The organism is Streptomyces sp. NPDC052114 (genome assembly GCF_040680155.1).
Taxonomy (GTDB): Bacteria; Actinomycetota; Actinomycetes; order Streptomycetales; family Streptomycetaceae; genus Streptomyces.
This window is the reverse complement of the sequence record NZ_JBFAWC010000017.1, coordinates 161,343-183,187: the sequence shown is the minus strand read 5'-3', so window position 1 is coordinate 183,187 and position 21,845 is coordinate 161,343. Positions and strand designations below refer to the sequence as shown.

The window sequence follows — 21,845 nt, the reverse complement described above, 5'->3', positions numbered from 1 at the left end:
CCGAAGAGAGACGGGAGAGGGAGAGGATCCGTCGGGAATTCGTCGTGAATACGTCGGAAATCCGGCGGGAAAGTGCGGTGAAAGCGGCGGAAAAGAACTACTCGACGTCGCCGCCGGAATCCGGCTCGGCCGACCCGGCGTCGCCCTCCGCCTCCGCGGCGGCCGCGCCCGACGTGCCGCCCTCGTCGAGCAGCCGCGACAGCTGCCGCCCCACGATCCGCTTGAACTTGCGCTGCTGAGGCCGCGTCCGGTCCAGGACGGCCACCTCCAGGCGCTCCGCGGGGATCTCCCGCTCGCTGCCGTTGGTGTCGCGGGACAGCGCGCGCACCGCCAGCTTGAGCGCCTCGGACAGCGTCATGCCGTCGTTGTGGTGCTGGTCGAGGTAGGTGCTGATCTGCTCGGCGTTGCCGCCGACGGCGAGCGAGCCGTGCTCGTCGACGATGGAGCCGTCGTGCGGGAGGCGGTAGATCTGGTCGCCCTCGCGCGTGGCGCCCACCTCGGCGACCACGAGCTCCACCTCGTACGGCTTCTCGGCCGCGCTGGAGAAGATCGTGCCGAGCGTCTGCGCGTACACGTTCGCCAGGCCACGGGCCGTCACGTCGTCGCGGTCGTAGGTGTATCCGCGGAGGTCGGCGTAGCGGACGCCGCCGATCCGCAGGTTCTCGTACTCGTTGTACTTGCCGGCGGCCGCGAAGCCGATCCGGTCGTAGATCTCGCTGAACTTGTGCAGCGCGCGGGACGGGTTCTCGCCCACGAACACGATGCCGTCGGCGTACTGGAGGACGACCAGGCTGCGGCCACGGGCGATGCCCTTGCGGGCGTACTCCGCCCGGTCGGCCATCTGCTGCTGGGGGGAGACATAGAACGGCGTCGACACCGGATCCGTCCCTTTCTGTCAAAAAACTTCAGTCAGTGGCGAATGCGGGGCGGTCAGAGCAGCGCGGCCCGCGGGCCGTCGGGCTGCTCCAGACGCTTCTCCAGGATCGAACGCGCGATCGCGGAGGACTCGTCCTCCGTCAGCCGCCTGAACCCCTCGTCGGAGATCACGGTGACGATGGGGAAGATCCGGCGGGCCATGTCAGGACCACCGGTCGCCGAGTCGTCGTCGGCGGCGTCGTACAGCGCCTGGACCACCAGGGTCGTCGCCTGCTCCTCGGTCAGACCGTCGTGGTACAGCTTCTTCATCGCGCCGCGCGCGAAGACCGAACCCGAACCGGTCGCCGCGAAGCCGTGCTCCTCGGAACGGCCGCCCGTGACGTCGTACGAGAAGATGCGGCCCTTCTCACGGTCCACGTCATAGCCCGCGAACAGCGGCACGACGGCGAGGCCCTGCATGGCCATGCCGAGGTTGCTGCGGATCATCGTCGACAGGCGGTTCGCCTTGCCCTCCAGGGAGAGCGTGGCGCCTTCCACCTTCTCGAAGTGCTCCAGCTCCAGCTGGAAGAGCTTGACCATCTCCACGGCCAGACCGGCGGTGCCGGCGATGCCCACCGCCGAGTACTCGTCGGCCGGGAAGACCTTCTCGATGTCGCGCTGTGCGATCACATTGCCCATCGTCGCCCGCCGGTCACCGGCGAGGACCACGCCGCCGGGGAACGTCACGGCCACGATGGTCGTACCGTGCGGTGCCTCGAGGACGCCCTGGGTGGGCGGCAGTTGACGCTTGCCGGGCAGCATCTCGGGCTGGTGCTCGGACAGGAAATCCATGAAGGACGACGAACCAGGCGTCAGGAAGGCAGCCGGTAGACGCCCGGTGCTACGAGTGTTGGCTTCCACGAGGATCCTTCCAGATAGGCGGCAGCCCGACGAACAGTGTCGGGATCATCTCCCAACTTGCCGATGGCCGAATTGCAGTTGAAGCACAGTACGTCACGGACCCTACCCGTCTCGTGGCGGTGATCCACATGAACGGCCGGAGCGTTCGGCGAAGACGGTCGCGGTCCGTGCGAAGGCTGCCCGCGGCCTCGCCTCCCGACACCGCGGGCAACACTTCACTTCCACACCTTCGATCAACCCGGCACCCCCGCGGGCCTTGGATTCGAAGGGAAAAAGGAACTACTGTCCGCCCTTCTGAACAAAGGAGCGCACGAAGTCCTCCGCGTTCTCCTCCAGGACGTCGTCGATCTCGTCCAGGACGGAGTCCACGTCGTCGCTCAGCTTTTCCTGGCGCTCCTTGAGGTCCTCCGAAGCCTGCGCGTCCTGCGCCTGCTCCTCGGTCTCCTCGGTGGAGCGCGTCGCCTTCTGCTGTCCGCCGCCGGTGTCCTTGGTCGCCATCTACCTCACCCCGCTCGGTTAGACGTTCTTGATCAGACCCTACAAGCGAGGTCTGACATCGGCCCCTTACTTCCTCAACGTCCGGGAGCCATCTCGATGATTCCCCTACGCCGGGTCTTTCAGCCTCCGGACAGCACCCGTACCAGGTCCTCCGCGGTACGGCAGCGGTCCAGAAGTTCCTTGACGTGGTTCCTCGTGCCGCGCAGGGGCTCCAGCGTGGGCACCCGTTGCAGAGAGTCACGGCCCGGGAGATCGAAGATGACCGAGTCCCAGGACGCCGCGGCCACGTCGTCCGCGTACTGCTCCAGGCAGCGGCCCCGGAAATACGCGCGCGTGTCCTCCGGCGGCTTGGACCTGGCCTTCTCGACGTCCGCCTCGTCCAGGAGGCGCTTCATCTTGCCGCGTGCCACCAGGCGGTTGTACAGGCCCTTCTCGGCCCGTACGTCGGCGTACTGGAGGTCGACCAGGTGGAGCCGCGCGGCGTCCCAGTCGAGGCTGTCACGGCGGCGGTAGCCCTCCATGAGCTCGCGCTTGGCGACCCAGTCGAGCTCTCCGGAGAGGCTCATCGGATCGCTCTCCAGCCGGCCGAGCACGTCCTCCCAGCGGGCCAGCACGTCCTTGGTCTGCTCGTCCGCGTCCGCGCCGTAGCGCTCCTCGACGTACTTGCGGGCCAGCTCGAAGTACTCCATCTGGAGCTGGACCGCGGTGAGCGAGCGGCCGCTGCGGAGCGTGACGAGGTGCTTGAGGGTCGGGTCGTGGGAGACCTGGTGGAGCGTGCGCACCGGCTGGTCCACGGCCAGGTCCACCGCGATGAAGCCGTCCTCGATCATCGCGAGGACGAGCGAGGTGGTGCCCAGCTTGAGGTACGTCGAGATCTCGGAGAGGTTGGCGTCCCCGATGATCACGTGCAGCCTGCGGTACTTCTCGGCGTCCGAGTGCGGCTCGTCCCGGGTGTTGATGATGGGCCGCTTGAGTGTCGTCTCCAGGCCGACCTCGACCTCGAAGTAGTCGGCGCGCTGGCTGAGCTGGAAGCCGTGCTCGTGGCCGTCCTGGCCGATGCCCACGCGGCCGGCGCCGGTGACGACCTGCCGAGAGACGAAGAACGGCGTCAGGTGGCGCACGATGTCCGAGAAGGGGGTCTCCCGCTTCATCAGGTAGTTCTCGTGCGTGCCGTACGAGGCGCCCTTGTTGTCGGTGTTGTTCTTGTAGAGGTGGATCGGCTGGGCGCCGGGGAGCGCCGCCGCCCGCTCGGCGGCCTCGGCCATGATGCGTTCGCCGGCCTTGTCCCAGAGGACGGCGTCCCGGGGATTGGTGATCTCCGGGGAGCTGTATTCGGGGTGCGCGTGGTCGACGTACAGGCGCGCGCCGTTGGTGAGGATGACGTTGGCGAGGCCGATGTCCTCGTCGGTCAGCTGGCTGGCGTCGGCGGCCTCGCGGGCGAGGTCGAAACCCCGCGCGTCCCGCAGCGGGTTCTCCTCCTCGAAGTCCCAGCGGGCGCGACGCGCCCTGTGCATCGCCGCGGCGTAGGCGTTGACGATCTGGGACGAGGTGAGCATGGCATTGGCGTTGGGATGGCCGGGGACGGAGATGCCGTACTCCGTCTCGATGCCCATTACTCGCCGTACGGTCATGCGGCCCTCCTTGCCCGGCGGCGCTCCCGTTCGGGAACGGCGCTCAAGTACCGCTGGTTCTCCGGTGCGTGTGCGGTGCCCGTCCCCGCACTGCGCGACTCGGCGGTACCGAAGAGCCTAGAACGCCTTTGCGCTGGTGGGGAGATCATTGCCTTCATTGAAAAACAGACGGCTGCGGGTACCCGTGAAGGACACCCGCAGCCGCCCTGTGTTCTACAGGTATTGACCGGTGTTGGCCACCGTGTCGATGGAGCGTCCGGTGTCCGCGCCCTGCTTTCCGGTGACGAGGGTGCGGATGTAGACGATCCGTTCACCCTTCTTGCCGGAGATCCTGGCCCAGTCGTCCGGGTTCGTGGTGTTGGGCAGGTCCTCGTTCTCCTTGAACTCGTCCACGCACGCCTGGAGGAGGTGGGAGACCCTGAGACCCTTCTGGTTCGCCTCGAGGAAGGCCTTGATGGCCATCTTCTTGGCGCGGCCCACGATGTTCTCGATCATGGCGCCGGAGTTGAAGTCCTTGAAGTAGAGGACTTCCTTGTCGCCGTTCGCGTACGTGACCTCGAGGAAGCGGTTTTCCTCGGACTCGGCGTACATCTGCTCGACGACGGACTGGATCATGCCGTGCACCGTGGCGCGCCGGTCGGCGCTGTGCTCGGCGAGGTCGTCGGCGTGCAGCGGGAGCCGCTCGGTGAGGTACTTGGCGAAGATGTCCTTCGCCGCCTCGGCGTCCGGGCGCTCGATCTTGATCTTCACGTCGAGTCGTCCGGGGCGCAGGATCGCGGGGTCGATCATGTCCTCACGGTTGGAGGCACCGATCACGACCACGTTCTCCAGGCCCTCCACGCCGTCGATCTCGGCGAGCAGCTGGGGGACGATGGTGTTCTCCACGTCCGAGCTGACACCGGATCCGCGGGTGCGGAAGAGCGACTCCATCTCGTCGAAGAAGACGATGACGGGGGTGCCCTGGCTGGCCTTCTCACGCGCACGCTGGAAGACGAGGCGGATCTGCCGCTCGGTCTCGCCCACGTACTTGTTGAGGAGCTCGGGTCCCTTGATGTTCAGGAAGTAGCTCTTTCCCGCCGCCTGTCCGGTCACTTCGGCGACCTTCTTGGCAAGGGAGTTGGCGACGGCCTTCGCGATCAGCGTCTTGCCGCAGCCGGGGGGACCGTACAGCAGCACGCCCTTGGGCGGCCGCAGTTCGTGCTCCTTGAAGAGGTCCGGGTAGAGGTAGGGCAGCTCGACCGCGTCGCGGATCAGCTCGATCTGGTTGCCCAGGCCGCCGATCTGCTCGTAGCCGATGTCCGGGACCTCTTCGAGGACGAGCTCTTCGACCTCGCTCTTCGGCACGACCTCGTAGACGTACCCGGAGCGGGGTTCCAGCAGCAGGGCGTCGCCGGGGCGGATGGTGATGTCCAGCAGCGGCTCGGCGAGCCGTACCACCCGTTCCTCGTCGGTGTGCCCGACCACCAGGGCGCGCTCGCCGTCCTCGAGGATCTCCTTGAGGGTGACGATGTCGCCGACGCTCTCGAACTCCATGGCCTCGACCACGTTGAGCGCTTCGTTGAGCATCACTTCCTGGCCGCGCCTGAGCTCTTCGAGCTCCACGCTTGGGCTCACGTTCACCCGGAGTTTCCGGCCGCCTGTGAAGATGTCGGCGGTGCCGTCCTCGTTCGCCTCGAGGAATACTCCGAAGCCGGCCGGCGGCTGCGCGAGCCGGTCGACTTCCTCCTTGAGGGCCACGATCTGGTCGCGGGCCTCGCGGAGCGTGTTGGCGAGCCGCTCGTTCTGCGCGGACACGCCGGCCAGGTTGGTCTGCAGCTCGACGATCCGCTCTTCGAGAATCCTCGTATGACGCGGAGAGTCGGCGAGCTTACGTCGCAGGACGGCGATTTCCTGCTCGAGATAGGCAACCTGACCGGCAGGGTCTTCAGACCCTCGCCCCGGCCGGATGCCGCGGTTGATGTCGTCGTCGTGGGCTGCCACGGTCCTCACCTCCTCCAAGGGGAGCTGGACGCTTCCAGACCCTACCTGGGTGGGTGTCGATTGAAACCCCTAGATCACAAAGACGATGGGGGTGTGTCCGATCTTCACCCTTGCGCTCTCCCTCACGTGAGGGGAATACCCACCCAACAACATCGGAAAGCGGGCGGTTGTATCGTCGAAGTGTTCAACACCCGTCAGGGCTGGCCCGACTTACTGCAAACTCGGGCCGCCCGGCGAAGCGACCGGCAGGAGAGATGACCGTGCGGCACGAGGCCGAGACCGGCAGTGAGAGCGATCTGCTGGAGGTCTGGATCGACCAAGACCTCTGCACCGGGGACGGCATCTGCGCGCAGTACGCGCCCGAGGTGTTCGAGCTGGACATCGACGGTCTCGCGTATGTGAAGAGCGCCGACGACGAGCTGCTCCAGGCGCCCGGGGCGACGACCCCGGTGCCGCTGCCGCTGCTGACCGACGTGGTCGACTCCGCCAAGGAGTGCCCGGGCGACTGCATTCATGTGCGTCGCGTTTCGGACAGGGTCGAGGTGTACGGACCGGACGCGGAGTGACTCCGCGTCCGGCGGGGTATCAGACGCTGCGGGCCTCGGCCGGCTCCGACCGCTCGAAGGTGCCGTCCTTCCACTGCCACGTGGCCTTGTCCTGACGGTCCGGGCAGCAGCGGGGCACGTCCGGTGAGGAGTAGCCGAGCAGGGTGGCGGCGACCTTGCCGTCGCGTACGGCGAAATCGCTCACGTTCAGTCGGTCCTTGGGGTCGACGAGCGTGGCGACGACCCTGGGCTTGCCCGCCCCTGTCCGGGTGATGACGTAGACGCCGTCGGGCGGGGTGCCCGATCCGGCCCGGCAGTGGACGACGGCGACGGTCTCGGGCCTGCCGTCCCCGTCGAGGTCGCCGGAGGCCTTCTTCTTGACGACGGGGTCGACCGGGCCGCAGCTGAGCGGGAAGTCGACCGCGGCGGGGTCGGGGGCCGGGGCCGGGGCGCCCGCGGCGGCCCTGGAGTGCGGCCCCGGGTCGGTCTGCGCGGCGGTCGCGGCGTCGGGCTGCAGGACGGCTGAGCCCGCGATCACGGCGGCCAGGGCCGCGGCGGTGGCCAGCCAGTGGACGGGGCGTGTGGTGGTGTGGGCCAGTTCCGGGACGGCGGGGTGCTGCACGAGGAAGTGTCTCCTGTGAGGGCTGTGCCGGTGGGGGAGGTGGCCAGCATCGTGCCATAGGTCACAGTGACGTGGAACACCGGGGTCCGGTGGGGTCGCTCGAGTCTTCTGATACGCGGCTGGTACCCGGTCAACGAAACGGCGCCGCCGCCGAGTTCCCCGGTCGGTCGGGGAACTCGGCGGCGGCGCCAGCTTTTTGGCCGGGGGCCGCCGCGCGGGTCAGCGCGGGGTGCCGCCGTCGGCGTTCGGACCGGAGTAGTCCTCGCCGTAGGCGCCCTTGGCGGGGCGGCGACGGCGCATCGGGGGCTCGACGCCGTCCGCGAGGCGACGAGCGGTCAGGAGGAAGCCCGTGTGGCCGATCATGCGGTGGTCGGGACGGACCGCGAGGCCCTCGATGTGCCAGTTGCGGATCATCGATTCCCAGGCGGTCGGCTCGTTGAAGCCGCCGATCTCGCGGATGGACTCGACGGTCCGGGCGAGCTGGGTGGTGGTCGCCACGTAGCAGCACAGGATGCCGCCGGGGACGAGGGCCTTGGAGACGGCCTCCAGGCACTCCCAGGGGGCGAGCATGTCGAGGATGACGCGGTCGACGTCGGTGTCGCTCAGGTTGTCCTGGAGGTCGCCGACGGTGAGCTGCCAGGCGGGGTGCGGACCGCCGAAGTAGCGCTCCACGTTCTGCTGGGCGATCTCGGCGAAGTCCTCGCGGCGCTCGTACGAGTGCAGCATCCCCTGGTCACCGATGGCGCGCAGCAGGAAGCTGCTGAGCGAGCCGGAGCCCACGCCCGCCTCGACGACGCGCGCGCCGGGGAAGATGTCGGCGAAGGCCAGGATCTGCCCCGCGTCCTTGGGGTAGACCACGGCGGCGCCGCGGGGCATGGACAGGACGTAGTCGGGGAGCAGGGGTCGCAGCGCCAGGTAGGCGACGTTTCCCGTGGTTCGGACAACACTGCCCTCGGGAGCGCCGATCAGCTCGTCGTGCGGGAAGGAACCCTTGTGGGTGTGGAAGTTCTTTCCCTCTTCGAGCGTGAACGTGTAGTGGCGTCCCTTGGGGTCGGTGAGCTGGACCTGGTCCCCGACCTTGAAGGGCCCGCGACGGCGGGCGGCACCGGTCGGTTCGGACATGTGACCAGCCTACCGGCCGCGGCGGGGGCCGCGGACCACGGCGGGGGCCGACCGGGCCACCCGGGCCGTCAGACGGGGCGGGCCATGGCCTTGACGAAGGCGCGCTCGACGTCGGCGGCGGACAGGACGCCGTAGATCTCCCCGGATTCCTCCACCACGAGGTACTCGGTGGCGGGGGTGGCCCGGAGGGTGTCGAGGAGCTCCTCGCCCGCGAGCTCGGCCGAGACGCGCATGCCCTCGGTGATGTCCTGGGCGAGGCCGTCGACGGTGACCCAGGGGCGGCGGTGCTGGGGCACGGAGACGATGGCCGCCTCGCGGACGACGGCCAGGGGGTCGCCGTCGGGGTCGACGACCACGAGGGCGCGGGCACCTGCTTCGTTGGCCCTGCGCAGGGCCTCGGAGAGGGGCGTGTCGCCCTCGACGGGGACGGCGCGGCGGGTCAGGGTGCGGGCGCGCAGCTCGGGCAGGTGCTCGCGCAGGCGGGCCATGCGGAGGCTGTTGCCGGCGCCGGTCCAGATGATGGCGGCGAGGATCGCGGCGAGCAGGGCGTCGGTGACGGTGTCCATGCCGCCGATGTCCTGGGGCTCGCCGCCGAGGGCGCCGGACTGGTTGAGCAGGGGCAGGCCGATGAGGACGGAGACGGCGAGGGCGCGGCCGACCCAGGCGGCGGCGATGGTGCCGCTCATGGGCTTGCCGGTGACCTTCCAGACGACGGCGCGGAGCATGCGGCCGCCGTCGAGGGGCAGGCCGGGCAGCAGGTTGAAGGCGGCGACGATGAGGTTGGAGATCATCAGGCCGGCGAGCAGGACGCCGGGGACGGTGCCGGGCTCGACGGCGCGCATTCCGGCGTAGAAGACACCGGCGAGCACCAGCGAGAGCAGCGGGCCGACGAAGGCGAGGACGAACTCGCGGCCCGGGGTCTCGGACTCCTTCTCGATCTCGGAGACACCGCCGAAGAACTGGAGCTGGATGCGGCGCACGGGCAGCTTGAAGCGCAGGGCCGCGACGGTGTGCGCGAGTTCGTGGACGAGTACGGAGGCGTAGAAGGCGACGGCGAAGAAGAGGGAGACCAGATAGCGGGCGCCGCCGAGTTCGGGCAGGACGCGGTCGAGCTGGTCGCCGAAGACCCAGGTGATGAGGGCGGCGACGAGGAACCAGCTGGGCGCGACGTAGACGGGCACGCCGAAGGGCCTGCCCATGAGGAGCCCGCCGCCGGGGCCCTTCTGCGCCTTGGGCGGCGTGAGGGCCTCCTTGCCGGAAGGACCGGAGGGGCCGGAGGGCTCCGCAGGGCCGGTGGGCCCGTGGGTGGCGCGGGCGCGGTGGGGTTCGGGTTCGGCGGGCGGATCCTGCCGGGGGGCCTTGGTCAGGGTGGTGCGCGGCGCGGCCGGGTCGGTGGCAGCGGGGTCCTGTACCGGTGGTTCGGCCGGTTCGGGGGCCTGGTCGGCGCGCGGTGGCGGTGGCGCCTGGTCCGCGTCGCCGTCCGCGGCCGCCGGGCGCTCGCCCTCGGGGGCGGCCGGGCGCTCGGGCTCCGGTGGCGTGTCGGCCGGGCCGTCCGCCGGGCGCCCCGGCTCCTGGGCCGTGTCGACCGGGCGCGTGGGCTCCTGGGAGCCGTTCGCGTCGCCCGGCCGCCGGTCCTCGGCGCCGTCGGACTGCGGCTTGCCGCTCCCGCCGCTCTCGTCCACGATGTCCCCTCGTTCGAAGCGTCCCTCGCCCCGGTATGGCGCGATTACACGCACGATCATGCAGGGCGAGAGGGTCTGTCGTCGATGGTATGCGTCCGTTGTCGGTGGCGGGTCGTAGGGTCTGTCCTCATGGAAACCAGCACCGACGGTGCCGCGGCGGCCGTGCGCCCGGCATCCCTGTCGCCCTCGCGCGCGGGCGATTTCATGCAGTGTCCGCTGCTCTACCGGTTCCGGGTGATCGACAAGCTGCCGGAGAAGCCGAGCGAGGCGGCCACTCGGGGCACCTTGGTGCACGCGGTCCTCGAGCGCCTCTTCGACGCGCCCGCGAGCGAGCGGACGGCGCCGCGCGCCACGTCGCTCATCCCCGGCCAGTGGGACCGGCTGCGCGAGTCGAAGCCGGAGCTGACGGAGCTGTTCGCCGACGATCCGGAGGGCGAGCGCATGGCGCGCTGGCTGGCGGACGCGGAGAAGCTGGTGGAGCGCTGGTTCACGCTGGAGGACCCGACCCGCCTGGAGCCGGCCGAGCGCGAGCTGTTCGTGCAGGCGGAGCTGGAGTCGGGGCTGAAGCTGCGCGGCATCATCGACCGGGTGGACGTGGCCCCGACGGGCGAGGTCCGCATCGTCGACTACAAGACGGGCAAGGCCCCGCGTCCGGAGTACGCGGAGGGCGCGCTCTTCCAGATGAAGTTCTACGCCCTGGTGGTGTGGCGGCTGAAGGGCGTGGTTCCGCGCCGTCTCCAGCTGGTCTATCTGGGCAGCGGTGACGTGATCACGTACGACCCGGTGGAGGCCGACCTGGAGCGGGTCGAGCGCAAGCTGCTCGCGCTGTGGGAGGCGATCGAGCTGGCGACGGAGACGGGCGACTGGCGGCCGCGGCCGACGAAACTGTGCGGTTGGTGCGACCATCAGGCGGTTTGCCCGGAATTCGGCGGGACTCCCCCGCCGTATCCGCTTCCTGTGAGGGCGCCCGAGTCCGGTGCGGGCGAGCAGGGCAGAATGGCCCCGGGCTAGCAAAGGGAGAGACACGTGGCCATCCGCGTCCTACTGGTCGACGACCAGCCGCTGTTGCGCACCGGATTCCGGATGATTCTGGAGGCCGAGCAGGACATCGCGGTCGTCGGCGAGGCCGGAGACGGCCTGCAGGCTCTGGATCAGGTCCGGGCGCTGCAGCCCGATGTGGTCCTGATGGACATCCGCATGCCGCGGATGGACGGCGTCGAGGCGACCCGGCAGATCACCGGGCCCGGCCGCGACGGCCCGGCGAAGGTCCTGGTGCTCACCACCTTCGACCTCGACGAGTACGTGGTGGAGGCGCTGCGCGCGGGCGCGAGCGGCTTCCTCCTCAAGGACGCCCCGGCCAATGAGCTGGTGCAGGCGATCCGGGTGGTCGCCGCGGGCGAGGCGATGCTCGCGCCGAGCATCACGCGCCGCCTGCTCGACAAGTACTCCGCGCACCTGCCCTCCGGGGACGAGCCGGTGCCGGACACGCTGCACACGCTGACCGAGCGCGAGGTCGAGGTCCTCAAGCTGGTGGCCCGCGGCCTGTCGAACGCGGAGATCGCGGCGGACCTGTTCGTGAGCGAGACGACCGTGAAGACGCATGTGGGCCATGTGCTCACCAAGCTGGGCCTGCGCGACCGGGTGCAGGCCGCGGTGTACGCGTACGAGAGCGGTCTGGTGCGCCCCGGCGCGCAGTAGCGCCGGGCTCGTCCCGCGGACGCCGAAGGCGGCCACCCCCTCGGGGGCGGCCGCCTTCGGCGTCGGTCCGGGGTCGGCGCGGGCCGCGCCGGTCTCCCGCGCTCAGCCCTTGCTGATCTCCCAGAAGCGGAACACCGTGGACGCGTCCAGGCAGGACTCCAGGCCGTAGACGCTGTCGCGGACGACCGCGTACTGCTTGGCCTGCCAGACGGGCAGGACCGGCACCTGGTCGGCGACGATGTCCTGCAGTTCGGCGTACTGCTTGTCGGTCTTGGTGCGGTCGCTCTCGGTGGCGGTGCCCGGGATGATCTTCCCGGTGATGGTGTTGTTCTCGAAGTGGTTGCCGAGGACGTTGCCCTTGCCGAAGAACGGCTGCGTGAAGTTGTCGGGGTCCGGGTAGTCGGGCACCCAGCCCTTGACGTAGACGCCGTACTTGCCGGCCGCGATGTCCTTCTCGTACTGCTCGAAGGCGACGGACTTCACGTCGGCCTCGAAGAGCCCGGAGGCGTTGAGCTGCTTGGCGATCGCCTTGAGCTCCTGGTCGGTGGCCGGGCCGTAGCGCGAGGGCGTCGACCAGAGCGTCAGCTTGACCTTGCCGTCGATGCCGTCGCCGCGCAGCGCGGAGGCCGCCTTGGCGCGCTGCGGACGGGCGCCGTAGGTGTCGAAGAACGCGGTGTTGTGGCTGCTGATGCCCGCGGGGACGATCGAGTAGAGCGGCGTCGCCGTGTCCTGGTAGACCTCCTTGACCAGCGCGTCGCGGTCCAGGAGATAGGCGATGGCCTTGCGGACGCCGAGCTTGCCGGCCACCGGGTCCTTCATGTTGAAGACCAGGTGCTGCACCTCGGCGCTGGTGCCCTCGACGATGTCGAGGTCCTTGCCCTCACCGGAGGAGTCCCGCTCGATGTCGGCGATGTCCGCGGCGGCGAGGCCTCGGTAGGCCAGGTCGATGTCGCCGTCCACGAGCGCCTTCTTGAGGCCCTTCTGGTCGCCGTGGAAGAAGGTCAGGGCCATGCCCTCGTTCTTGACCTTGGCCGTGCCCTTGTAGGCGGAGTTCACGGAGAACACCGCCCGGTCCTCGCCGAACGAGTCGAGCTTGTACGGTCCCGAGCCGACGGCCTTGCCGTCCTTGCGCAGCTCGTTCATGGCGTACTCGCGGTGGTCCACGATCGAGCCGGCACCGGAGGCGATCTTGCTGGGGAAGGTCGCGTCGGGGTACTTCAGCTCGAAGACGACGGTCTTGGCGTCCGGGGTCCGCACGTGGTCGAGCATCGGGAACATGATCGCCGGACCGGTCTCGTCCTTGATCGTGCGCATCCGGTCGAAGGAGAACTTGACGTCCTTCGAGGTGAGCGCGTTGCCGTTGCTGAACTTCAGGCCGTCACGCAGCTCGCACTTGAAGACCTTGGCCTCCGTGTCCGTGAAACCGCAGCTCTTGGCGGCTTCCGGCTCGGGTTCCGTGGCGCCCTTGGGGAAGCTGAGGAGGGACTGGAAGACGTTGTTGAACAGCAGCCAGGATCCGGGGTCGTAGCCGGCCGCCGGGTCGGTGGCGAGGACGTCGTCGGACATCCCCATCACGACCGCGTCGCCGGTGTCCCCCGCCCCGCCCGACTCGGTGCCGCAGCCGGTCAGCAGGGCGGCGGCGAGCCCTCCCGTGAGGGGAAGGGCCAGCCACTGGTTACGCAATTTCACGTACGTGCCTTTGGTGTTGTGGTCGTTCGGTGGAACCGAGGGGACGGTGGTCGGCCGCCCCCTTCGTCGCGGAGGGTCAGCCGCTGACGCCGCGGCCGAGCTCCCACAGCTGGAGGTTCGACGAGGAGTTCAGGGTCCACTCCACGCCCGTGATGTCGTCGCGCGCGGCGATGTACTGCTTGCCCTGCCACAGCGGGAGCACGGGGACGTCCTCGGCGACGATGTCCTGGATGCGGCGCATGCTCTTGGACGCGGCGAGCCGGTCGGCCTCACGGCGGGAGGTCGGGATCAGCTGGTCGTTGATCGTGCGGTTCACGTACGGCGAGCCGAGGAAGTTGTCCTTGTCGAGGAACGGCGCGACGAAGTTGTCGGCGTCGGGGAAGTCGGGGAACCAGCCCATGCCGTAGACGGCGTACTTGCCGTCGCGCTCGGCCGCGCGGAAGGTGCTCCACGGCGTGCCCTTGATCGACACCTCGAACAGGCCGGAGTCGTTGAGCTGCTTCTGCAGCACCTCGAACTCCTTCTTGGTGGCCGGTCCGTAGTGGTCGGTGGTGTAGTGCAGCGTCAGCTTCACCGGAGTGGTGATGTTGGCCTTGGCGAGCAGCGAGCGGGCCTTGTCCGTGCTCGGGTTGCCGTACTTGTTGAAGAACGAGTTGGCGTGGCCGGTGATGGTGGTCGGCACCAGCGAGTACAGCGGGTCGGCCGTCGAGCCGTACACCGAGGAGGCGAGCGCGCCGCGGTCGATGACCTGGGCCATGGCCTGGCGCACGGCCTTGCTCTTGACCGTGGGGGCGTCGGTGTTGAAGGCGAGGTAGCGGATCTCCAGGCCCTGCATCTCGACGAGGTCGATCTGCTTGCTCGTGGAGCCGTCGAGCTGCTTGACCTGCTCGGGCGACATGGTGCGCGTCATCAGGTCGATGTCGCCGTCCTTGAGCGCCTTGCCCATGGCGTCGGCGTCGGCGAAGTTCTGCAGCTCGACCTTGTCGCTCTGCACCTTGAACCCGCCCTTGTACTTGGGGTTCTTGGTGAAGACGGTCTTGACGACGCGGTTGTCCTTGATCTCGTGCTTGGCCGTGTACGGACCCGAACCGTCGACGTCGAAGCCGTCGCGGAGCTTGTTCTTGCTGTAGTGGTCCTTGCTGATGATGCCCGCGGTGGGCGTGGCCAGCTTGTACGGGAAGGTCGCGTCGGGCGTCTTGAGGTGGAAGACGACGTCGCGGTCGCCCTCGACCTCGATGTGGTCGACGTTGGAGACCAGGCCGTCCGAACCGCTGGGGTCCTTGAGCTTGATGTCGCGGACGCGCTCGATGGAGAACTTCACGTCGGCGGCCGTCAGCGGCGAGCCGTCGGAGAACGTCAGGCCCTTGCGCAGGGTGCAGGCGTAGCGCTCGTTGCCCGTGTCGGTGAAGCCGCACCGCTCGGCGGCCTCGGGCTGGGGCTCGCCGTCGCCGCGGGGCATCGCCATCAGCGTCTGGATGGTCTGGCGGAGCACGTTCCAGGAACCGGCGTCGTAGGCGTACGCCGGGTCGAAGGGCGCCGGCACCTCCTTCGAGACGGCGAACGTGTCCGTGGTGCCGACCGCGATCGCCTTGTCGCCGTCGCCGCCGCCCGAGCCGCCGCACGCGGCCAGCGCGGGAGCGAGCAGACCTATGACAGCCGGCAGCACCAAAGTCTTGCGGTTCATGCTCGACGTTCTCCAGAGCTGTTGAATCCCGTGAATCCCGCAACGCGGGGTGTGGGTTGGTGGGGCACGGGGGGTGGGGCGATGTTCTCGCGACGAGATTAGTCCGCACCAGGTTCCTGTCGGGGAGTGCGTGAACCGGCCATCCATCACGCTGCGAAACCGGGCGCGGACACACCGATAACCCGACACCGGAAGGTTTCGTGCACGCTCCCACCAATCGGGACACAACGTCACTCCACCAGGGACCCCAGGAGGGGGCACTGCACACAAGAGCCCCACTGTCGATCCCGAATGACGTGGGAAACGTCACACCTTCAATCAGGCGTGGACGGGATCCTTCCGACCTGTCAGAGGGTCATGAGGCCTTGCAGGAAAGGAAGGTTGACGTGTTCCAGCGAGGGCACGACGGTGCGTCCCGCGGCGGCGGGGATCGGCGCGACCGAGGGCACGGCCACCACCCGGCAGCCCGCGGCCTCCGCCGCGGTGACGCCGGTGGCGGTGTCCTCGATGACGGCACATCGGGCGGGCTCCGCGCCGATCCCCTCGGCCGCCAGGAGGTAGGGGTCGGGGTGCGGCTTGGTGCGGGGCACCTCGTCACCGGCGACGGTCAGCTCGAAGTGGTGGGCACCGATGGAGTTCAGGACCCGGTCGATGATGCGGCGGTGCGAGGCGGAGACGAGGGCCATCGGGACGCGGTGCGCGCTCAGCTCGGCCAGCAGGGCGGCCGCGCCCGGCATCAGCGGCAGGGAGCGGCTGATGCGGTTCTCGAAGCCGTCGTTGAGCAGCACGGTCAGCTCGTCAAGCGTGATGTCGGCGCCCGTGGACTCGATGAGGAAGCCGGCGCTGCGCGACATGGGGCCGCCGACGACGACGTCGCGCCAGGCCTCGTCGAGCGCGTGACCGAGGGAGGCGAAGACCTCGACCTCGGCGTCCCACCAGAAGCCCTCGGTGTCCACGAGGGTGCCGTCCATGTCGAGCAGGACGCCCTGGAGGGAGCCCGAGGCCGTTCGGGTGCCGAGCGCGGGAACCGTACTGGTCATGCGACCACACCTTCCATGAGGGACGAGAAGGCCGGTTGCCTTCTGTGACAGAAAGGCAACCGGCCTGCACTGGACCGACCAGTGTACGTCCGCGGGGGATTACCGCGCGTTGAAGTACTTCGCCTCGGGGTGGTGGATGACGATCGCGTCGGTGGACTGCTCGGGGTGGAGCTGGAATTCCTCGGAGAGCTGCACGCCGATCCGCTCCGGCCGGAGCAGCTCGGCGATCTTCGCGCGGTCCTCCAGGTCGGGGCAGGCGCCGTAGCCGAGCGAGAAGCGGGCGCCGCGGTACTTCAGGGCGAACATGTCCTCGACGTCGGAGGGGTCCTCGCCGCCGAAGCCGAGCTCGGCGCGCACGCGCGCGTGCCAGTACTCGGCGAGGGCCTCCGCCAACTGCACGGACAGGCCGTGCAGTTCGAGGTAGTCGCGGTAGGAGTCGGCGGCGAACAGCTCGGCGGTGGCCTCGCCGATCTTCGAGCCGACGGTGACGACCTGGAGGCCGACGACGTCGGTCTCCCCCGACTCCTCGGGACGGAAGAAGTCCGCGAGGCACAGGCGGCGGCCGCGGCGCTGGCGCGGGAAGGAGAAGCGGGTGCGCTCCGAGCCGTCGTCGTTGAGGATGATCAGGTCGTCGCCCTTGGACACGCACGGGAAGTAGCCGTGCACGACGGCCGCTTCGAGCATGTTCTTGGTGTGCAGCTCGTCCAGCCAGCCGCGCAGGCGCGGACGGCCCTCGGTCTCCACCAGCTCCTCGTACGAGGGTCCGTCGCCGGTACGGGCCTGCTTGAGGCCCCACTGGCCCTTGAAGAGCGCGCCCTCGTCGAGCCAGGAGGCGTACTCCTTGAGCTGGATGCCCTTGACGACGCGGGTGCCCCAGAACGGCGGCGTGGGCACGGGGTTGTCGGTGGCGACGTCCGAACGGGCGGGCCCCTCGTCCTCGTTGACCTCAAGGACAGCGGCGGAGGCCTTGCTGGGGACGCGGCGCTGCTTGAGCTCGGGCAGGGTCGCGCCGGGCACGCCGCGCTTGACCGCGATGAGGGCGTCCATCAGGCGCAGGCCCTCGAACGCGTCGCGGGCGTAGCGCACTTCGCCCTCGTAGATCTCGTGCAGGTCCTGCTCGACGTACGCACGGGTCAGGGCCGCGCCGCCGAGGATCACCGGGAAGTCGGCCGCCATCTTGCGCTGGTTGAGCTCCTCCAGGTTCTCCTTCATGATCACGGTGGACTTGACCAGGAGGCCCGACATGCCGATGACGTCGGCGCGGTGCTCCTCGGCGGCGTCCAGGATCGCGGCGACGGGCTGCTTGATGCCCAGGTTGACCACGTTGTAGCCGTTATTGGACAGGATGATGTCGACGAGGTTCTTGCCGATGTCGTGCACGTCGCCGCGGACGGTGGCGAGCACGATGGTGCCCTTGCCCTCGGCGTCGGACTTCTCCATGTGCGGCTCCAGGTGCGCCACCGCGGTCTTCATGACCTCGGCGGACTGGAGCACGAACGGCAGCTGCATCTGGCCGGAGCCGAAGAGCTCGCCGACGACCTTCATGCCCTCCAGGAGGGTGTTGTTGACGATGTCGAGGGCGGGGGTGTCCTGGAGGGCCTCGTCGAGGTCGGCCTCCAGGCCGTTCTTCTCGCCGTCGATGATGCGGCGCTGGAGGCGCTCGTCCAGCGGCAGGGCGAGGAGTTCCTCGGCCTTGCCCGCCTTCATCGACTTGGTGGAGACGCCCTCGAAGAGCTCCATGAGCTTCTGGAGGGGGTCGTAGCCCTCTTCCCTGCGGTCGTAGATGAGGTCGCGGGCGACCTTCACCTGCTCGTCGTCGAAGCGCGCGATGGGCAGGATCTTGGAGGCGTGCACGATCGCCGAGTCGAGGCCGGCCTTGACGCACTCGTCGAGGAAGACGGAGTTGAGCAGGACGCGGGCGGCCGGGTTGAGGCCGAAGGAGATGTTGGACAGGCCCAGCGTGGTCTGCACGTCGGGGCGGCGGCGCTTGAGTTCGCGGATCGCCTCGATGGTGGCGATGCCGTCCCCGCGGGACTCCTCCTGACCGGTGCAGATGGTGAAGGTCAGGGTGTCGATGAGGATGTCCGACTCGTGGATGCCCCAGTTGCCGGTCAGGTCCTCGATGAGCCGCTCGGCGATGGCGACCTTGTTCTCGGCGGTGCGGGCCTGGCCCTCCTCGTCGATGGTCAGCGCGATCAGCGCGGCGCCGTGCTCCTTGGCCAGCGCGGTGACCTTCGTGAAGCGCGACTCGGGGCCGTCGCCGTCCTCGTAGTTGACGGAGTTGATGACCGCGCGGCCGCCGAGCTTCTCCAGACCGGCCTGGAGGACGGGGAGTTCGGTGGAGTCCAGGACGATGGGCAGGGTGGAGGCGGTGGCGAAGCGGCCCGCCAGCTCCTCCATGTCCTTGACGCCGTCGCGGCCCACGTAGTCGACGCAGAGGTCGAGCATGTGCGCGCCCTCGCGGATCTGGTCGCGGGCCATCTCCACGCAGTCGTCCCAGCGGCCCTCCAGCATGGCCTCGCGGAACTTCTTCGAGCCGTTGGCGTTGGTGCGCTCGCCGATCGCCATGTACGAGGTGTCCTGGCGGAACGGCACGGTCTGGTAGAGCGAGGCGGCGCCGGGCTCGGGGCGCGGATCGCGGGCGTGCGTCTGCGCGCCGCGCACCCGCTCGACGACCTGGCGCAGGTGCTCGGGGGTCGTGCCGCAGCAGCCGCCGACCAGGGAGAGGCCGTACTCGCGTACGAAGGTCTCCTGGGCGTCGGCCAGCTCGGACGCCGTCAGGGGGTAGTGGGCGCCGTCCTTGCCGAGGACCGGCAGGCCCGCGTTGGGCATGCAGGCGAGCGGGATGCGCGAGTGGCGGGCGAGGTAGCGCAGGTGCTCGCTCATCTCGGCCGGTCCGGTGGCGCAGTTCAGACCGATCATGTCGATGCCGAGCGGCTCCAGCGCGGTGAGCGCGGCGCCGATCTCGGAGCCGAGGAGCATCGTGCCGGTGGTCTCGACGGTGACCGAACAGATCAGCGGGAGGTTCGCGCCGGTGGCGTCCAGGGCGCGGCGGGCGCCGAGGATGGCGGCCTTGGTCTGCAGGAGGTCCTGGGTGGTCTCCACCAGGAGGGCGTCGGCGCCGCCGGCGATCATGCCTTCGGCGTTGGTCTGGTAGGCGTCGCGCAGGACGGTGTACGGGGCGTGGCCGAGGGTCGGCAGCTTGGTGCCGGGACCCATCGAGCCGAGGACCCAGCGCTGCTGTCCGGTGGAGACGGTGAACTCGTCGGCGACCTCGCGGGCGATGCGGACGCCCGCCTCGGAGAGCTCGAAGTTCCGCTCGGGGATGTCGTACTCGCTCAGGGCGGCGAAGTTCGCGCCGAAGGTGTTGGTCTCCACGCAGTCGACGCCGACCGCGAAGTACTCCTCGTGCACGGAGCGCACGATGTCGGGGCGGGTGACGTTCAGGATCTCGTTGCAGCCCTCGAGGTTCTGGAAGTCCTCGAGGGTGGGGTCCTGCGCCTGGAGCATCGTGCCCATGGCGCCGTCGGCCACGACCACACGGGTGGCGAGGGCTTCGCGGAGGGCGTCGGCTCGCGCCCGGCTCTCGGACGAAACGGACGTGGACTGCGACGACGGGGTTGGCGACGAGGCCATGAAAGAGCTCCCTGGAGTGCGACGGCTGTCGGCTTTGCGCCTTCTGCTGGAGGGCGCACTCGGCCAGGGTAGCCGGGACCAAGGTCCCGTTGTGAAGCCGTCCACGGGGCGGACCGGCGGGACGCGCCTGGCTCGAACAGGTGCTTGACACGGAAGGCGGGGGCAACACGGGGTGTCCGTGCATTAGCAAGAGGTCGACAACGACCGATAGTGTTCAGCATTGTCGAACGTGGAAGTGGTGCGAGGGGACGGAGGTCGGGGCTGCGATGGCACGCAACATCCAGTCGCTCGAACGGGCCGCGGCGATGCTGCGGCTGCTCGCGGGCGGCGAGCGACGGCTCGGCCTCTCGGAGATCGCCTCCGCGCTCGACCTCGCCAAGGGGACGGCGCACGGCATCCTGCGCACCCTCCAGGCGGAGGGCTTCGTCGAGCAGGACTCGGCCTCGGGCCGCTATCAGCTGGGCGCCGAACTCCTTCGCCTGGGCAACAGCTATCTGGACGTGCACGAGCTGCGCGCCCGCGCCCTGGTGTGGACCGACGACCTGGCCCGCTCCAGCGGCGAGAGCGTGCACCTGGGGGTCCTGCACCAGCAGGGCGTGCTGATCGTCCACCACGTCTTCCGGCCCGACGACAGCCGCCAGGTCCTGGAGGTCGGGGCCATGCAGCCGCTGCACTCCACGGCGCTCGGCAAGGTGCTCGCCGCGTACGACCCGGTCGCGCACAACGAGGCCCTGGAGGCCGAGCGCAAGACCTTCACCGTGCACACGGTGACCGGCCCCGACGACTTCGAGGGCGTCCTCGATCTGACCCGCGCGCGCGGGTACGGGGCCGACGTCGAGGAGACCTGGGAGGGCATCGCCTCCGTGGCGGCCCCCATCCACGACCGGCGGCGCATGCCGGTCGGCGCGGTCGGCGTCACCGGCGCCGTGGAGCGCGTGTGCCGGGACGGGGAGCTGCGGCCCGAGCTGATCGCCGCCGTGCGGGACTGCGCCCGCGCCGTCTCGCGGGATCTGGGCGCCGGGCGGTTCTGAGCCCGCCCCCCGCCCCGGGCCTCCCCTGCCTCGGGCCTCCCCCGCCTCGGGCCTCTCCTGCCCCGGACCTCTCCCGCGCCGGGCCTCCCCCACCCAAGGCCGCGCCGCCTCAACATGCAGGTGGCACCCATTCGCGCGACCATCGATGAACACATTCGCCGCCATGGGACCGACACGGCCCGACCGATAAGGCGGAACGATCAATAACGATCGTGTTTTCAATAACAGAACTCTTGACGAGCGAGTAACACCAGGGCGAGACTCGCGTCCATCGGTCGGCATTGTCGAACACCTACCGGCATTACGCGCTAGAGTGTGACAAGGCCAAGGGCCGGCAACGACCTCACCTGAGGTCGCGGACCACCGGAGGGACCCGGGGTTCGCCTTCCCCTGGACGAAGGACAAAGGAGTCGCGGGTGTCCAGCTCCGACATCTTCATCGGCGAGACCATCGGTACCGCCGTGCTCATCCTGCTGGGCGGTGGCGTGTGTGCCGCCGTCACGCTCAAGCGCTCAAAGGCCAAGGACGCCGGCTGGCTCGCCATCACCTTCGGGTGGGGCTTCGCCGTGCTGACCGGTGCCTACCTCGCGGGCGGCGTCTCCGGCGCCCACCTGAACCCGGCGGTCACGCTCGGGCTCGCCATCGAGGGCGGCACCAAGTGGAGCGACGTTCCGCTCTACCTGGCCTCGCAGCTGCTCGGCGCGATGATCGGCGCCTTCCTGGTGTGGGTCACCTACATGGGCCAGTTCAAGGCCCACCTGACCGACCCCGAGATCCTCGCGGCGCAGCCCGCCGAGGAAGGCATGGTCGACCAGAAGGCCGCCCCGTCGGCCGGCCCGGTGCTCGGCATCTTCTCCACCGGCCCCGAGATCCGTAACTCCGTCCAGAACGTGCTCACCGAGGTCATCGCCACGGTCGTCCTGGTCCTCGCCATCCTCACGCAGGGCCTGAACGACGGCGGCAACGGCCTCGGCGTCCTCGGCGCGCTGATCACCGCCCTCGTCGTGGTCGGCATCGGCCTCTCGCTCGGCGGCCCCACGGGCTACGCCATCAACCCCGTCCGTGACCTCGGTCCGCGCATCGTCCACTCCGTGCTCCCGCTGCCGAACAAGGGCAGCTCGGACTGGTCCTACGCCTGGGTGCCGATCGTCGGCCCGCTGATCGGTGGCGCCATCGCCGGCGGTCTGTACAACGTCGCGTTCAAGTAGACC

17 protein-coding genes and 1 pseudogene are annotated in these 21,845 nt (G+C 69.3%); 5 read left to right on the top strand and 13 right to left on the bottom strand.

What is annotated here, in order from left to right; all coding sequences use genetic code 11:
- Nucleotides 1-97: 97 nt before the first annotated feature.
- From prcA to arc, 6 genes and pseudogenes are all read right to left on the bottom strand, one after another.
- Nucleotides 98-877, bottom strand: coding sequence for a proteasome subunit alpha (gene prcA, locus AB0L89_RS32110; RefSeq protein WP_365148817.1), 780 nt, complete (start codon nt 875-877; stop codon nt 98-100).
- Nucleotides 878-930: 53 nt separating this feature from the next.
- Nucleotides 931-1,776: a proteasome subunit beta gene (gene prcB / locus AB0L89_RS32105; RefSeq protein ID WP_365148814.1), complete on the bottom strand. Its 846-nt coding sequence runs from the start codon at nt 1,774-1,776 to the stop codon at nt 931-933.
- Nucleotides 1,728-1,919 (bottom strand): annotated as a pseudogene (locus AB0L89_RS32100) (endonuclease domain-containing protein); the annotation flags it as partial. The gene prcB and the pseudogene AB0L89_RS32100, both read right to left, overlap by 49 nt.
- A 136-nt stretch (nt 1,920-2,055) precedes the next feature.
- Nucleotides 2,056-2,274, bottom strand: a complete 219-nt coding sequence (locus AB0L89_RS32095) for a ubiquitin-like protein Pup (protein ID WP_030782898.1) — start codon at nt 2,272-2,274, stop codon at nt 2,056-2,058.
- Between the two features lie 119 nt (nt 2,275-2,393).
- Nucleotides 2,394-3,905 (bottom strand): depupylase/deamidase Dop, encoded by a 1,512-nt coding sequence (dop, locus tag AB0L89_RS32090; protein ID WP_365148810.1) that lies wholly within the window; start codon nt 3,903-3,905, stop codon nt 2,394-2,396.
- Nucleotides 3,906-4,118: 213 nt separating this feature from the next.
- On the bottom strand, nt 4,119-5,885 hold the full coding sequence (gene arc, locus AB0L89_RS32085; RefSeq protein ID WP_365148807.1) for a proteasome ATPase: 1,767 nt from the start codon (nt 5,883-5,885) through the stop codon (nt 4,119-4,121).
- A 254-nt stretch (nt 5,886-6,139) separates the two neighbouring features.
- Here arc and AB0L89_RS32080 point away from each other — a divergent pair, with 254 nt between their 5' ends.
- Nucleotides 6,140-6,451, top strand: a complete 312-nt coding sequence (locus tag AB0L89_RS32080) for a ferredoxin (RefSeq protein WP_055697185.1) — start codon at nt 6,140-6,142, stop codon at nt 6,449-6,451.
- Nucleotides 6,452-6,470: 19 nt separating this feature from the next.
- Here the strand turns inward: AB0L89_RS32080 and AB0L89_RS32075 are convergent, their stop codons facing one another.
- The 3 genes from AB0L89_RS32075 to AB0L89_RS32065 form a co-directional block, all read right to left on the bottom strand.
- The gene (locus AB0L89_RS32075) at nt 6,471-7,052 is read right to left on the bottom strand and encodes a hypothetical protein (RefSeq protein ID WP_365148804.1); all 582 of its coding nucleotides are present in this window, start codon (nt 7,050-7,052) and stop codon (nt 6,471-6,473) included.
- A gap of 219 nt (nt 7,053-7,271) precedes the next feature.
- Nucleotides 7,272-8,174: a tRNA (adenine-N1)-methyltransferase gene (locus tag AB0L89_RS32070; protein WP_055697187.1), complete on the bottom strand. Its 903-nt coding sequence runs from the start codon at nt 8,172-8,174 to the stop codon at nt 7,272-7,274.
- A 68-nt stretch (nt 8,175-8,242) separates the two neighbouring features.
- Nucleotides 8,243-9,856, bottom strand: a complete 1,614-nt coding sequence (locus AB0L89_RS32065; protein WP_365148843.1) for a site-2 protease family protein — start codon at nt 9,854-9,856, stop codon at nt 8,243-8,245.
- Nucleotides 9,857-9,985: 129 nt separating this feature from the next.
- Between AB0L89_RS32065 and AB0L89_RS32060 the strand changes: the two genes are divergently transcribed.
- Entirely contained in the window at nt 9,986-10,867 is an 882-nt protein-coding gene (locus AB0L89_RS32060; RefSeq protein WP_365148801.1) for a RecB family exonuclease, read from the top strand.
- Nucleotides 10,868-10,882: 15 nt separating this feature from the next.
- Nucleotides 10,883-11,554, top strand: coding sequence for a response regulator transcription factor (locus tag AB0L89_RS32055; protein ID WP_098241447.1), 672 nt, complete (start codon nt 10,883-10,885; stop codon nt 11,552-11,554).
- 102 nt (nt 11,555-11,656) lie between these two features.
- On the opposite strand, the gene AB0L89_RS32050 is transcribed toward AB0L89_RS32055, so the two are convergent.
- From AB0L89_RS32050 to metH, 4 genes are all read right to left on the bottom strand, one after another.
- On the bottom strand, nt 11,657-13,243 hold the full coding sequence (locus AB0L89_RS32050; RefSeq protein WP_365148797.1) for an ABC transporter substrate-binding protein: 1,587 nt from the start codon (nt 13,241-13,243) through the stop codon (nt 11,657-11,659).
- Between the two features lie 76 nt (nt 13,244-13,319).
- The gene (locus AB0L89_RS32045; protein ID WP_365148794.1) at nt 13,320-14,927 is read right to left on the bottom strand and encodes an ABC transporter substrate-binding protein; all 1,608 of its coding nucleotides are present in this window, start codon (nt 14,925-14,927) and stop codon (nt 13,320-13,322) included.
- 347 nt (nt 14,928-15,274) lie between these two features.
- Nucleotides 15,275-15,967 carry an HAD family phosphatase gene (locus AB0L89_RS32040; RefSeq protein WP_365148791.1) on the bottom strand — a complete coding sequence of 231 codons (693 nt, stop codon included), beginning with the start codon at nt 15,965-15,967 and terminating at the stop codon, nt 15,275-15,277.
- Between the two features lie 99 nt (nt 15,968-16,066).
- Nucleotides 16,067-19,603, bottom strand: coding sequence for a methionine synthase (gene metH / locus AB0L89_RS32035; protein ID WP_365148788.1), 3,537 nt, complete (start codon nt 19,601-19,603; stop codon nt 16,067-16,069).
- 266 nt (nt 19,604-19,869) lie between these two features.
- Here metH and AB0L89_RS32030 point away from each other — a divergent pair, with 266 nt between their 5' ends.
- Complete coding sequence (locus tag AB0L89_RS32030) at nt 19,870-20,634, top strand: IclR family transcriptional regulator (RefSeq protein WP_365148785.1); 765 nt, start codon at nt 19,870-19,872, stop codon at nt 20,632-20,634.
- Nucleotides 20,635-21,050: 416 nt separating this feature from the next.
- Nucleotides 21,051-21,842, top strand: coding sequence for an MIP/aquaporin family protein (locus tag AB0L89_RS32025; RefSeq protein ID WP_365148782.1), 792 nt, complete (start codon nt 21,051-21,053; stop codon nt 21,840-21,842).
- Nucleotides 21,843-21,845 lie beyond the last annotated feature (3 nt).